Origin of the sequence: Bradyrhizobium ottawaense (genome assembly GCF_002278135.3) — a bacterium.
Classification (GTDB): Bacteria; Pseudomonadota; Alphaproteobacteria; order Rhizobiales; family Xanthobacteraceae; genus Bradyrhizobium; species Bradyrhizobium ottawaense.
On the sequence record NZ_CP029425.2, the window covers coordinates 7224077 to 7237087 of the forward strand.

At 57.3% G+C, this 13011-nt stretch carries 13 protein-coding genes and 2 pseudogenes; 3 read left to right on the forward strand and 12 right to left on the reverse strand.

All coding sequences use genetic code 11. The features are described from left to right. Positions 1-164 precede the first annotated feature (164 nt). On the reverse strand, positions 165-629 hold the full coding sequence (locus CIT37_RS33900) for a hypothetical protein (protein WP_028143526.1): 465 nt from the start codon (positions 627-629) through the stop codon (positions 165-167). A gap of 35 nt (positions 630-664) precedes the next feature. Between CIT37_RS33900 and CIT37_RS33905 the strand changes: the two genes are divergently transcribed. Further along, complete coding sequence (locus CIT37_RS33905; RefSeq protein ID WP_131233132.1) at positions 665-1225, forward strand: Cap15 family cyclic dinucleotide receptor domain-containing protein; 561 nt, start codon at positions 665-667, stop codon at positions 1223-1225. 46 nt (positions 1226-1271) lie between these two features. Here CIT37_RS33905 and CIT37_RS33910 read toward each other — a convergent pair whose 3' ends face one another. Continuing rightward, positions 1272-1649 (reverse strand): hypothetical protein, encoded by a 378-nt coding sequence (locus tag CIT37_RS33910; RefSeq protein WP_028143528.1) that lies wholly within the window; start codon positions 1647-1649, stop codon positions 1272-1274. Positions 1650-1873: 224 nt separating this feature from the next. Between CIT37_RS33910 and CIT37_RS33915 the strand changes: the two genes are divergently transcribed. Beyond that, complete coding sequence (locus tag CIT37_RS33915) at positions 1874-2653, forward strand: KilA-N domain-containing protein (protein WP_038974990.1); 780 nt, start codon at positions 1874-1876, stop codon at positions 2651-2653. Here the strand turns inward: CIT37_RS33915 and CIT37_RS33920 are convergent. Further along, positions 2650-2799, reverse strand: a complete 150-nt coding sequence (locus CIT37_RS33920) for a hypothetical protein (RefSeq protein ID WP_162130977.1) — start codon at positions 2797-2799, stop codon at positions 2650-2652. The two genes, CIT37_RS33915 and CIT37_RS33920, sit on opposite strands and share 4 nt — an antisense overlap. 11 nt (positions 2800-2810) lie before the next feature. On the opposite strand from CIT37_RS33920, the gene CIT37_RS33925 reads away from it, so the two are divergent. Then, entirely contained in the window at positions 2811-3671 is an 861-nt protein-coding gene (locus CIT37_RS33925) for a DUF3800 domain-containing protein (protein WP_049802019.1), read from the forward strand. A 199-nt stretch (positions 3672-3870) separates the two neighbouring features. On the opposite strand, the pseudogene CIT37_RS33930 reads toward CIT37_RS33925, so the two are convergent. The 9 genes and pseudogenes from CIT37_RS33930 to CIT37_RS33975 form a co-directional block, all read right to left on the reverse strand. Next, positions 3871-4737: pseudogene (locus CIT37_RS33930) on the reverse strand (IS1595 family transposase); the annotation flags it as partial. 25 nt (positions 4738-4762) lie between these two features. Further along, positions 4763-4921 (reverse strand): hypothetical protein, encoded by a 159-nt coding sequence (locus CIT37_RS33935; protein ID WP_154694113.1) that lies wholly within the window; start codon positions 4919-4921, stop codon positions 4763-4765. A gap of 431 nt (positions 4922-5352) precedes the next feature. Next, a complete protein-coding gene (locus CIT37_RS33940; RefSeq protein ID WP_028143530.1) occupies positions 5353-5562 on the reverse strand; it encodes a hypothetical protein in 210 nt (69 codons plus the stop codon). Positions 5563-5602: 40 nt separating this feature from the next. After that, positions 5603-6706 carry a hypothetical protein gene (locus CIT37_RS33945; RefSeq protein WP_028143531.1) on the reverse strand — a complete coding sequence of 368 codons (1104 nt, stop codon included), beginning with the start codon at positions 6704-6706 and terminating at the stop codon, positions 5603-5605. Positions 6707-7762: 1056 nt separating this feature from the next. After that, positions 7763-8178: pseudogene (locus CIT37_RS33955) on the reverse strand (pyruvate kinase alpha/beta domain-containing protein). Positions 8179-8250: 72 nt separating this feature from the next. After that, a complete protein-coding gene (locus tag CIT37_RS33960; protein ID WP_038950841.1) occupies positions 8251-8727 on the reverse strand; it encodes an Lrp/AsnC family transcriptional regulator in 477 nt (158 codons plus the stop codon). 329 nt (positions 8728-9056) lie between these two features. Then, positions 9057-10814: an FAD-dependent oxidoreductase gene (locus tag CIT37_RS33965; protein ID WP_038974992.1), complete on the reverse strand. Its 1758-nt coding sequence runs from the start codon at positions 10812-10814 to the stop codon at positions 9057-9059. Positions 10815-10875: 61 nt separating this feature from the next. After that, on the reverse strand, positions 10876-11673 hold the full coding sequence (locus CIT37_RS33970) for a phosphoenolpyruvate hydrolase family protein (protein ID WP_028160572.1): 798 nt from the start codon (positions 11671-11673) through the stop codon (positions 10876-10878). Next, positions 11660-12817: a Tm-1-like ATP-binding domain-containing protein gene (locus tag CIT37_RS33975; protein ID WP_244611323.1), complete on the reverse strand. Its 1158-nt coding sequence runs from the start codon at positions 12815-12817 to the stop codon at positions 11660-11662. Before CIT37_RS33975 ends, CIT37_RS33970 begins: the two co-directional genes overlap by 14 nt. Positions 12818-13011: the final 194 nt, after the last annotated feature.

Below are 13011 nucleotides of genomic sequence, written 5' to 3' on the forward strand. Positions count from 1 at the left end.
TTCAAAAAGGTTTCGACGTCAAATCAAGGATTTACCCTAATTGAGACCGATTCGGACCTTTTTTTGGAGGCAAAAAGGCGGTTCCTGCCCTCCCCGTCCAACGTGCTGGGGCCGGGACCATTCAGAACGGCCTGGTTATCGGCGGAGCAACCGCAATCGCTTCCCTATGATAGGAACTGCCGACCTTCAACGAGGATTGCCCGCCTCCCACCCACGAAGATCTCCAGATCCCGGGAAAACAGGCAGACGAGATCGACACCGCGGCTCAGCGACAACGAAATTGCGCTGTTGTAAGCCGCGCCCCTGTTTGCCTCTGCCGCACCAGATGCTGTTGTCGCGACAATGCGGTAAGACCAGCCCGCGCACTTATAGGAGCTGGACTTCCTCGATCGGCCGAACGCAACCGCTCCATCGTGGGCGCTCTCGTTATCCGCCATCGCTTGCCGAACCCGGCTGCCAAAGTCCTCGCCAAAGACAAAGCCTCCACTCAGCATCGGAACGCGAAGCATCGAAACACAATCCGGCGGCTCTTCGCTTCCGGTGAAGAACACGACCAGCAAAGGGTAGCGAGGAAGACCTTCAGAATGTACTTTCCGAAGCAGCGCTTCGATATCCATTTCCTCAGACATTTGCTTCGGACATGCCTTCAGGCTTTTCGATCTCAGTGATCATCATCGTTGCGGCCGCGGTCTGGGCAATTTCACTCCTGTACTTCGGAGTAGACCTATCCTGGGATTACGCCAAGCCATTTTCGGTCACGGTCGCGGTCGTTACCGGCCTCTTGACGGCCTTCGACCGGGTACTGTGGCGGCACTGGCCGTTCCGGCTTTTTCACAAGACACCCGACCTCTCCGGCGAGTGGGGCGCTGAATTATTGTCCTCCTACGCCGAACAGGGTGGCCGAGAGAACAAGACGATCACCGGCACCGCCACGATTACGCAAACCTACACATCGTTATCGGTTCGATTGGTGACAGGCGAAGAGCCCAACACAAACAGATCCTTTCAGCTTGCTGGACGGCTGATCCGTCACAATGACGGTGTCTATGAAGTGATTGGCGTTTACCAGAGCGACCCCGACATTCTCGCTCGCGGCACGCAGACCGAAATCCACTATGGCGCATTCCGCTACCGCGTCATCGGTACGCCGCCGAAGAAGATGAGCGGTCATTACTGGACCGATCGCAATACCAAGGGATCGATCCAACTCAAGAAACGCCTATGAGAACTTGGTCTTCCGGGTACCGACTTTAGAGCGCTCGCCGTTCAATCTAAGCCGAGGTCACGCCGGGAAAGTCGGGCGGATCGGGCTTGTGAGTCAGAAATTTTTGAAGTGCATTATCAGCAGAAACCTTCTGGAAGCTACCTTCCGCCAGGCCAAGCAACGTGCCTTGAGCGTTCGCGCCGAGCAACATCCAGGGCCAAATCTGCCTGCTGCTCTTCCGATTGGGTGGCATCGATTCGCAGATAGCGTTCGCCCAGTTGTGGCGCAGCATGTAATCGACGAGCTGCTGCTGTGAGGAAACGATCGTTCTCAAGAGCCGGCCTCGCATCATCCATTTCGCGCTGCCGAGATCGCGACCGAGGGATCGCTTGAGGGAAAATCCGGTCGAAGTGGTGCCGATGCTGAGGATCGAGATCTGACACACATCTTGCTCAGAAAGTGCGTTGCCTCGTGCAGGGCACATTGGTCAGGGGCATTGGCGACGAGACCGCCGTCGGCATAGTGCGCAGCGCCAACCTCCGCCAGTGGGAAGTGGGGATTATGTACTTCGCACACCCATTTTGGTGGATACACGCGGTTTGACTGAGGAACCCGGGCAGGAATCGGGTAAGTTGCATTCGGGGGTTTGAGTGCAACTGGAGATTCGTGGTGAATCAGTCTCGTTCTATCGTGATCAGGGGCAGCAAGATTTTCGAGGACGAATACGGGCTTATTTGTCTCGATGATCTCTGGCGAGCCGCCAAAGCTCCCGACAGTAAGGTTCCGGCCAAATGGCGGCGTGGCCGCATGGCCAGCGCTCTGATCATTGAGCTTGAGAAAAAGATCAGAATTTCTTCTTTGAAAGAAAATAAGACAATAATTCCAGCTATTTACTCCAAGCGTGGGAGAGGCAGTACCGGCACCTACGCCCATCCGATCATTGCCGCCGCATACGCTGGCTACCTGAGCCCAAAGCTGGAACTTGAGGTTCGGGAAGTTTGGCTTCGCTACCGTGCTGGCGATGCCACGCTTGCTGACGAGATTCTGGAACGGGCGACGGCGGAGGAAAACCGTTGGGCTGGTGCGCGGGCGCTATCCCGCTCCCAGCGGGTAACCTACACGGACACCCTCAAGGCCCATTACGTGACCGGGCGCGGTTATATGGACTGTACGGAAGCGGTCTACCTCAAGCTTCTGGGCGGCAAGTCCTACCAGCTCCGCGAGTTACGCGGCCTTGCTCCGAAGGTGAACGTGCGGGACAACCTTTCGGTCGCCGAGCTTTCGTTCGTCATGGCCGCCGAAGCCCTCGCTGCCGAGCGCATCGAAGAGGAGCTTAGGCTTGGAAACGATGAATGCGTCGAGGCGAGCGGCCGAAGCGCCTCAGCGATCCGCGAAGCCATTGAAGCCGACCGGAAGGCGCGAAAGGCTCCCCGACTCACAAATACCTAGTCGCCGTTCTTATCGGTCGGCTTAGGGCGCTCGGCGGGCTTCTGCCGAGCGATTTTGCCGAGTCGCTCGTCGAACCGCTTTTCATCATCGTCCGTCTCTAACTCGCGGGCGGCTTGCTTGAACTTTTCCAGTTGCTTCTTGGTCACGAGATCCACCGATGCCTAAGGTAATGTGCCTATATATGGATGATTCCGGAACGCGGAATCCTGACAAGAAGATTGCCGACGATCTTACGTACAAAGACTGGTTCGCATTGGGCGGCATTCTCATGAAGGAAGAGGATGACGGCCAAATTGTCACCCAGCACGCAAAGTTCTGCGAAACCTGGGGCATTACATACCCGCTCAGATCATACGACATTCGGCTGTGGGACAAGCGGTTCTCCTGGCTTCGGACGCTTTCCGCCGAGGAGCGCGGGAAGTTCATGCGCGGGTTGGGCGACTTGCTAACTGGCATTCCTGTTATCGGGTATGCCGCTGTGATCGATCGGCCCGGGTATAATGCACGGTATCGAGAGAAGTACGGAAGGCAGACATGGCAGCTTTGCCAGACTGCCTTTAGCGTTATCTGCGAGAGAGCCGCGAAACGGGCCCGCTCCGAGGGCTGTAAATTGCGCGTCTTTGTCGAGGAGGGCGATAAGACTGCCGACGGCCACGTTCGGCAGTACTATTCCGACCTCAGAACCAAAGGGATGCCATTCGACACCGGCAACATGAAGAAGTACGCGCCGATGACACAGGAAGAGTTGGCCGACACCCTCTACGATTTGAGATTCCGGACGAAAAAGTCACCGCTGATGCAGATCGCCGACGTGTATCTCTATCCCATGGCTCGGGGCGGGTACGACCCGAACTACACGCCCTACCAAATGCTCAGAACAAGCAAGAAGCTCATCGATGACTTGTTGTCCGAAGAAGAAACCCCACACCTCGGCATTAAATACAGCTGCTTTGAAATGGTCGAAAAAGCGCGCGAGAGGGCAAAAAGCAAAAAAGCCAGTCGCAAGACTGGCTCTTAAGCAGCCGCCGTAACGGCGACCTCCCGGGCTATGCCCCACAAACCATATAAGGCTATCTCATTGATTCGTCAAGAAGATTTTTACGAATCATTTGATTCGCAACTTCAAATACTTACGACCCAATACCGGCTTCACTAGGCCACCTATAGGTGAGGCGTTTACCGGCTGCACCTTTGATTGCCAGTTCCGCTCGCTCCTAATCGTCCACACCCAGCGCGACACGATTGCTGTAGCGGAAGTCAAATTCAGCGAGATAGCGGTGCAATTGCTTCTCTGAGCAGTGCTGATAGACGCACTTCATGCCCCGTTTGAAGATGCTGTAGTAGCCCTCGACGGTGTTGGTGGTGATCGTGTCACCGGCGCTGTAGCGCACGTATTCCTCTCGGCTGTGGTTCACAGCGTCATGGCTCATGAAGTGGGCGCCAATCTGATTGTACCAACGGCCTTCATCGGTGTTGATGACGGTTTCGCGGTTGACATTCTCGCGAACGATCTTGGTCACTTCGTTGAGAGCGGTGGCATCGATATGGAAGCTGCGGGCCGAGCCGCCACGCTCCACAAGCGTCATGACGATGTTCTTATGCGCGCCGCCGCCGCGAGGCTTCGCAACGCCCTGCAAACGGCCGATGTAGGTCTCATCGACTTCCACGGTCTTGCCATTGCCGCCCATGGGCGAAAGCTTCCCGTCACGCATCGCCTCGCGGATGCGGTGAGCCAAAAACCACGCCGACTTGTAGGTGATCTCCAGAGTGCGGTGGAGCTGATGGGCCGAAATGCCCTTCTTGCTGGACGCCATCAGGTGAACCGCCTGTAGCCACTTGTGCAGCGGGATATGGGCGGACTCGAAGACCGTACCGACCCGCACGGTGAACTGCTTACGGCACTCGTAGCACTTCCACAGACCGAGCCGGACCTTGCCGTTTTTGCCCTTTACACCCTTAAGGCGACCAGCCTTATCGACCACGCCACAGTGCGGGCAAACCACCCCGTTGATCCACAACAGCTTTTCGAGATGAGCGAAGGCCGCTTTCTCGTGGTGGAAGTAAGGGTTGCTGAGCACAGACATGGGAAAATCAAATAACTTCAACCTTTCAGTTGAAGGTATCAGGTTTCATGGGTTTGTAAAGTACATAATCCCCACCATCTTGGGCGGCCTTTTCGAGCGTGTGACCACCGTCATGGGCCGACTTCTCGACCGTCTTGCCCGTGTCGTCCACCGCCTTGACAGTGGTGGCGGCGGCATCCTGCACGACCTTCGCCGTCTGTTTCGCGACGTTGTCTGACTGAGGCCGCCATGGGCGGTGTTGCAGGCTGCATCAAAGATTCCTCCGCAGGCGAACGCCGAAGGGCTGTTGAGCACCAACCCAAAGATCGCTGCCGAGGTTAGATAGAGCTATGCAATGCGCTTGTTCATAGTTTCATCCCGTTGCTTGCTGAGGCCCACGACATGGTCGGGACATCAGGTCCTCCGGTTCGGACGGAGCCGCGGAGTATTCGGGAACATTTCTGAACGGCGAGCGCTTCAGTCGTTCAGACTCCATTCATTGCAAAGACAAAATTGTGGTTGCCAACGAAGACACGACCGATTTATGAGCAACTTCAACGATCGGTGGCCGGCGGCCTGCCGCCGTCATTACGAAGAATTCATCGAGTCCTTCTCCCTGATCCGACTCCGCTAGGCTCAATTGGCGTCGCAGATGCTGTGAACAGGGTGTACCGCGAGGGCCGAAACAAGCTTGCTCACGGCGAGATGGCGGGCCTTTTCGAGAATCTTTCCGAGATTCGGATGATAGGCGATGCGCTTCTCGCCAACTTGTTCGATGCCGTCACATTCGAGCTCGCGGCAATCATCGATCAGCGGCCCGCAATCTTGACCGTGCCGGAAGATCACGCTTATCGCGCCCTCAAAGAGAGGTCGAAAAAACGGGTCGTCAACCCTTCGAGTTCTTAGAGGCTGGTTTGGGTTGAAAAAGGATCCTGTTGTTCTCTCGCTTGATATCGAGGAAGTCGAAGGGAGATGCGGAGCTTTCGTTCAGTATCCGCTCTGGATAGCCGTCGACGGCGAGCTTCATGACGTACGAAACGGTATTATCCGGAAGCACGACAAGTTCGTCTGCATTCCACGACAAATCGCGCGTGACCGGACTGGCTTCGTCCTGGCGTTCGATCGTCCTAATGAGCGGCACGGCGTTGAGATTGCAGTACTGATCGGCGTCCCACTCGTGAAACATGTCCTTGTTGCGTCCAAGCTGAATATTGAATGTGAACTCGGTGTCCTTGATCGTGTTGCGGTCGACACCCGTGCAACTGCTACCCCCCTCGCCCCTGTCTTGTGTCCACCAATCGCGATTGGCCACCAGTTTCTCGACATCGATCTTCCATCCCTGTTTGGCCAGGTCGGGAGCGATGGCGAAGTGCGCGGGATAAGTCGAATTCTGACCCTTGCCGCTCACCTGAACGCGGGGGTGGGTCGAGGTCTCCTGGGACTTCGCCAGGATTTTTGGGGTGATAGTGACCGTTCCGAGGTGCTGCAATTTGGGGCTGGGTGACGGCGACGGCCCCGAACCTCCGCCCTTACCGGAAATGAACTCCCTGATCGCGGTGGCAATCTCCGGGTTGGAATAGGCGCCGTAGGTAACAGTGCTCAATGCGATCAGGAAGAAGAACGGCGCTGCACTGACGGTCAGACGCCGAATATGTGTGAAACGTTGCTTTTCGAGCTCGGTAACGCTGATCTGGCTCTTGATCTTGCTGTAAACCCGCGACGCGCCGTCGGCCGAGTGCTTCTGGACTTTGGCGAGTTCTTTGAGCGCAGCGAGCCTTGCGCTATCGCTACCGAACGTCTGGAGGATCTCGATCACCTGGTCGGCGTTGAAGATGCCGTCGCCTTCCACGACCTGTCGGACAGACCTGAATTCCGACCCCTCTAGCGCACGCACCTTCTGATAAAGATAAAAATACGCAACGAGCGCGAGCACTCCCAACACAGACGTCGCGCCGGCAATGACCGTAACCACTTCGACTGTCAATTGCATTATTCCCCTCCGACATCTGCACTCTGGCAAATTGCCGGATTGTTGTCACCGTCACATTTGGCGACGCGACTCCTTGAGGGCCAGGCCACGCGACGGCCTGACGCCATCTGCGGGACGCCCAGACCAGAATGCGCAGCGCAGGTCGGTTTCGTCAAAAACGCCGTACTGCTCTCTATCCCGGTTAGATCAATCTCGCGACTTGATGAGCCGAGCAACGAGTGGCAGGACGGCACCGAGGGCGATCAAGCTGAAGATCGGCCGCAACGTTATCGCGTTCGCGTATTGCAACGCAACGATGCCGGGAGGATGAGTACTGCGAGAAGCGCCTCATAGGCCCCGAGCGCGCCCGCCATTTCACTAATGCGCTCCAAGATACCCTTGACCAGCTGAGCCAATGGTCCAGTTGGGAAATGTTGCGCGGGGCCAGCGTGGCGATGGAGGGCTCGATGGAGGCAAGCCACTGTCGGCGCCGTTTTGCAGAAGGGCGCGAAGAACCTTTATCCGCCTTCTTGGGTCTCGTTTTTGCAGACATGTCTTCAGCTACGGCGAGCCACCAGAGTTCTGCGTTGAGAGGAGTGTCCAGCTGTCAACGGCGAAATCGGCGACTAACCGCGGGGGTTAATCTTGGCTTTGATGGTCCGCGCCGGCGTTGGACTACCGGGTAGAGACCAAAAAAGCCCGATCCGCCCAGCCAGGATTGGCGCGCGGAGCGCCGCGTCACGCCCCCCATATACCGGCGCGCCAAGGATTCGACTGCGTCGGATCGCCATCGACGCGGCAAGGACTCGATTACAGTAATCGGCCGATTTGGGCTCGGTTGTACGGTGGTTGTATGAAAATCGAGAGCGAGCAACAAAATCCGCCCAAAAAGCGTATGCAACAGCCTGCTTTCATTGAATTGCTTTAGAGCGTATGAACGGAATCGAACCCTCGTATTCAGCTTGGAAGGCTGATGCTGCCTCGAACTCAAGCAATATCGGTCCCGGTCACAGCTGAATCCTGAGGTGGTCCATATGACGATCGGGTGGCCTTCTGCAGCGCGATAAGGGCATTGTCTTAACAAGCGACAACGCGAAGATTGTTTGTCGCGCCTCTAAGTCCAAACGGCACTCCCGAGACAATCAAAGCCAAGTCGCCCAATCGAATATAGCCTTCGTGGTGCACGGCCGCCGAGGCGATCCGCGTCATCTCCTCATAACCAGAAGGACCGCTAGACACGGCACTGTGCCCCCCCATAACAAGCACATGCGCCGAGCCGCTTTCTCGTCCGGGGTAAGGGCAAGGTTCGGCACCGGCGGCCGGCTGCGTGAGATCCGAGCAGCCGTCGTCCCGCCTGCCGTGAACCCGATGATGACCTTGGCGCCAATTTTAGCGGCAAGATCTGCCCCCGCGGCCGCGACGGCATGCGAAGGGGAACTCTCCACGTCATCTCGAGAAGCCTCAATCAGCGACCGATACATCGATCTAGTCATAAAGACCAAAGCCGCCCCTTACGGACTGCGGTCGACGGTAGTTGAGCCAGCCAATGTCCTCTCGCCAGTCGCTCAACACCATGCGATGGAGGCTATTGGCAAAGTAAATCCTGCTTTGAACCGATCCATGACAACCATTGTTTCAATGCGCTTTATGTCTGAACTTTCGTCTGTAAGGCGCCGGGCAAACCGCTCGTAATCTTCCATATCGTTTACGGTAACGAGCAAGACGAGGTCAGCCAGACCTGTAACGCAGAATGCGCTCATCACTTCAGGCATGTTGCGAATTTGCCTCTTTAGACGATCAACGGTATCGGCACGCGCGCGCTCCAAGGAAATGAGAACCACTGCGGTCACATTACGGCCAATTGCTTTTGGAGAAATGATGGAAACGTCGGCCTCTATGACACCCGTCGATCGAAGGCGTTTCAGCCGACGTTGAACTCCGGATGCGGATAGGCCGACCTTCCCTCCAAGTTGTTCACTACAGAGGCGATTGTCTCGTTGGACAAGATCAAGAAGACGAAAATCGATCTTGTCGAGTTGCATCACTGCCTCGCGGCCAGCGGATTGCGATCGCGTCGGGGAAGCAGACGCCTGCGCTGCTTGTCCTGACATTTTCGACTTCTCACTACGCCGCCTAGCTGTTGAACGATCGATTTCTCGCGCTGTCATATGTCTTGGAACACCTGTTGGGAGCCCAGCTCTTTGCGATACATCGTAGACAGTTGGTGCGGCGATCTCCCCCTCCGCCGGGGCTCACCAAACTCGAACCCGGCCGTCCCTCGAGGATGTCGCGGGTCGGGGCCGACGTTTCTATCGATGCGCGCCCCGGACCGAGCACATATTCCCCGCCACAAGACGAGTGTGGTAGATCGTCAAGCTCTGGAGGCGACGGTTTTTTGCTCCTGATCAGCGGAAAGCACTATTGCGTTGACGGTGCGATATGCGAATACGATGGCGGGACCGATTGTTATGCCAGCCCCGGGATAAATCCCGCGCATCGGCGACGTCATGTCGTTGCCGCAAGCATAAAGACCCTGGATTGCATTGCCTTGTGCATCCAGGACGTTTCCGTAACTGTCCGTCGCCAATCCAGTCGCCGTGCCAAGCGTTGCCGGAACGATCGGCAGCGCGACAAATGGTCCGTTCTTGATTGGTCCAAGATTTGGATTTTTTCCGACGGTCGGATCGCCGAGCGTGCGATTGAAAGCCGATTCCCCACGCTTAAAGAGGGGATCCCGTCCTTGGGCAGCGTGCGCGTTGTGTTCCTCGATCGTCTTTTGAAGCACAGCGGGATCTAGTCCCAGCTGCTTTGCGAGCTCAGAAATCGTATCACCTGCCTTGACGTAGCCAAGGCGGACATATTTACCGATACTCAACGTCCAGGGCCATGGCAGTAGGTGCCCCATGCCCCTCAATCGAACGAACTGGTGATCGCAGATGAAGTAGAATCGCTTATCTGCTGGATAGCCGTTTTCAAACATTGCCAGGCAAATATCGTGATACGAATTCGATTCGTTGACGAAGCGTCTGGCGTTTGGACCGACAGCAATGACCCCAGGACGGCCCCGGTCGAGCCAGCCGTATGGCACAACCTGCGAGCCGCTGCCGCGTTTCAGGATTGAAACCGGCGTCCAGAAGCCTGCCGATGCGACATCTTTGTCGATGGCGGCCCCGAGCGTAGTTGCAAGCCCAATGCCATCACCGTTAACATCGGCGTGGGCCAACGTAACATCATGCTGGTGTGCACCACTGACGTCCGTTCTCAACTGCGCGTTCCGGGCAAAGCCGCCAGATGCGAGAACAACACCACGTGAGGCGCGCACGCGGATGCCAACATCGATCCGCTTGATAATGGCACCCGTGACGCGCCCGCCTTCCTGCGTGAGCTCGACCGCTGGAGAAGATGGCCAAATTTCTACGCCGTACTCGTGCAGGCTCACCAGCAGCCGCGCGATCAAGGCATTCCCACCGCTGAGCTCAGTACCACGCCTGAAGCTGAGCCGGTCCCGCGCATAGCGACTCAGGCGAGTTACGACGTGTTTGAGCGACGCAACGCTTCTCACCTCGCTCGATGAGATCATCATGCCCCCGAGCACAACTCGAATGGGATCACCAATCAAATCGAAGTCCTTGCCGAGAAGCCGCCCATCATAGGGGGCCGGGCTCAGTGCCCGTCCCTTATCAGCGCCGCCAAGTTGGCTCGAGTGATAATCGGGCGTAGTGGCCAGAGTAAACTTGACACTCGTGCCGTTCTCGAGCGCGGTTAGCGCCGCCGGGCCGTCTTCAAGATAAGCATCAATGAATTGCGCACGATAATGAACGCCGAGTTCGTGCTGCAGGTATGTCCTCGCATTGGCGATGGTGTCATCGATGTTAGCCGCGCGCGCCTGAGCAGAACAAGGAACCCAGATCATGCCATTCGAAAGGGCCGTCGTTCCGCCAAGTCGCGGAGATCTCTCGCATACAATGACGCGCAGTCCGGCCTTTGCCGCATAGAGCGCCGCCGACAGCCCGGCCGCACCGCTTCCGATCACGAGGACATCTGTCTCCCAGTCCTGATCCGCTCTCGTCCCTCCTTTTGAGGCGAAAGCGATCGTGTCCGGCTTAGCTCGGTCATTTGGTGCGTTCATGCGGCCTCGCTGCACGTTGCAGTGAACATCAATGAGTTTGCGGAAGCGGGACAGCTTTGAATTACGCCGCCGCTGTTTTCACTGCCCGCTCAATTGGAATTCTTTCGATCGAGGATGCGCCAACAAAGCCAACACACTCGGTCGTCCGATAGACCTCGATCGTATCTTCAGGCTCGGCAATTGCCCCACCATGGCAAAGCGAGAGCACGTCCGACCGGATGCTTCGCGCCGCCGCGTTGATCTCATTGATGCGCCGGATCGCCTCCTTAAGGGATTGCCCCTCCTCATGACCGACAAGGCCACCGCGCGTTGCGCCGACATGTGGGACGATGCAGTCGGCCCCTGCACTTGCCATCGCTTTGGCGTCTTGAGGGCTTGCGACATAGGCGAGCGAAAAGATATTCTTCTTTCGCGCGAGAGCGATCAGTTCGACCTCACGTTCAAAGCCAAGGCCGACGCGGCCGCGGCGGTCACGCCAGTTGTCGCCCATGGTTGAGATCGTCGGATAGTTGATGACGCCGGAGAGCCCAGCAGCCCAGAACTTGTCCAAGAGAGCATCGAGGTCGAGCCGGAGAGGATCCCAAGCCTCGATACCGCCAACTACCGGCACGGAACACACCACGTTACGAATTTCCGCCGCAAGCTCCAGCGTGCGTGCGTTGGAATCGCCAATCCGGCTCGTGGGAAGCCCCATCAGACGCGACAGGCCGGTCGAGTAGACCACCAGCATGTCGGCACCTCCAAGAACGGCACATTTCGCGACCAGGCCGCAGCTACTTCCTGCCGCGAGAATTGCTTTTCGCTCCGTCACCTGTCCTTCGATCCTGGAAATAATTTCGGTTCGGTCAAACATCCGCATGGGATGCACCTTCTTGCGTGAGTTGTTCCAGGATCCATGCCGTGGCAGCCTCGGCGAACTCGCCATCGTTAATGTGACAGTTCAGGTCGCGGACCATGACGTGCGCGGAGAGATGTCCCTTGACCGCATCCAGCCAAGCCTTGTCGACGTCGGGATCGTAGAAGATGCCTCCTTGGCGGTCGTAATCGGATACGCCTTTCGCCGGCCAAAGGACCATCGTGGGTCCTTTGGCACGCGATAGCCGTTCTGCCGTAAGCCGGCCAATGCTCGCGTTCTCAGACGCAGTTGTGCGCATGAGCGTCGTGTAAGGCGTATGGGCGTAGAACTGGCGACCCCGAAACTGATCAGGAACGCTCGATGGCAGGCCAAAATTGACCATATCGATCGCACCAGGCGCGATCACTTGCGGAATCTGTTGCCGCGACGCTGCCTTGAGCCGATCCGGACCGGCGCTTGCGGTGCCTCCAACGATTTCGTCTCCGAGCTCCGTTATGATCAAATCAATGACGGCGTCGAATTCACCAGCCGCGATCAGCTGCTCCATTTTATGGCCGCCCGCCCCGTTAGCCGGAAAGACGATCGCGTCTACAACGGCGTCGGCAAGCCGCGCTACGCATTGATTCGCGGCCGGCGTGGTCACGCCGAAGGCCGTTATCGCAACGATCTTCTTGTCTCGCCCAAGCTTGACGGGAGCATAGTGCGTGGCCGCAATGGCCCGCCCCGCGTTCTTGAGCACCCTACTGGTAAAGACATTGATGCCGAACAGATCGACCAGCGTCGGATAGAGGATGATGTCGCTGTGAGTGGCCAATTCGGCGAGTAGCGCAGGCCTTGCGCTGCTCACCAGAAATTTCGGAAAGCCATAAGGCAGCTCAGACACAACTTCGCCGAAAACCGCGCTTGCCCTACCCCCCGCAACCCCGACAATCGCGCTGATCGTTCCTGCCCCCAGGAGGTCACCAACCTTACTGCGCGTCCTTTCAGCAATCTGCTTCAAGAGTTCCGTGGGGGTCTTCGCATCGGCTGGTTTGTCGCCGCCATCCCTCCCAGTGCCGACGTCGATCAGGATGGTCTTGCGGCCGCACGCCTCGATAATGTCCGCAAGGTAAGACGCCTCGCGGCCCTTGGTATCCAGCGTGGCCACGATCGCGACCGCATCCGTAGTCGCGGATCCAGTCGCTAGTTCGGACAGGTTACCATCACGGGCCGACCTCTGGTCGTCCGTACAATGGTGAGACACGATCTTCCTCCCAGATCATACCTAACTATAGGTGGTCTAGACCCGGCTCTACCCGGGTATAAGATTGGTGAGGCGGCCAAATGGGTAATATTGGGTAG

What these genes read in the sequence shown, in the direction of transcription:
- CIT37_RS33965 (WP_038974992.1), bottom strand. Translation starts at nt 10,814, where the DNA reads ATGAACGCACCAAATGACCGAGCTAAGCCGGACACGATCGCTTTCGCC.
- CIT37_RS33945 (WP_028143531.1), bottom strand. Translation starts at nt 6,706, where the DNA reads ATGCAATTGACAGTCGAAGTGGTTACGGTCATTGCCGGCGCGACGTCT.
- CIT37_RS33970 (WP_028160572.1), bottom strand. Translation starts at nt 11,673, where the DNA reads ATGCGGATGTTTGACCGAACCGAAATTATTTCCAGGATCGAAGGACAG.
- CIT37_RS33900 (WP_028143526.1), bottom strand. Translation starts at nt 629, where the DNA reads ATGTCTGAGGAAATGGATATCGAAGCGCTGCTTCGGAAAGTACATTCT.
- CIT37_RS33960 (WP_038950841.1), bottom strand. Translation starts at nt 8,727, where the DNA reads ATGCAACTCGACAAGATCGATTTTCGTCTTCTTGATCTTGTCCAACGA.
- CIT37_RS33925 (WP_049802019.1), top strand. Translation starts at nt 2,811, where the DNA reads ATGCCTAAGGTAATGTGCCTATATATGGATGATTCCGGAACGCGGAAT.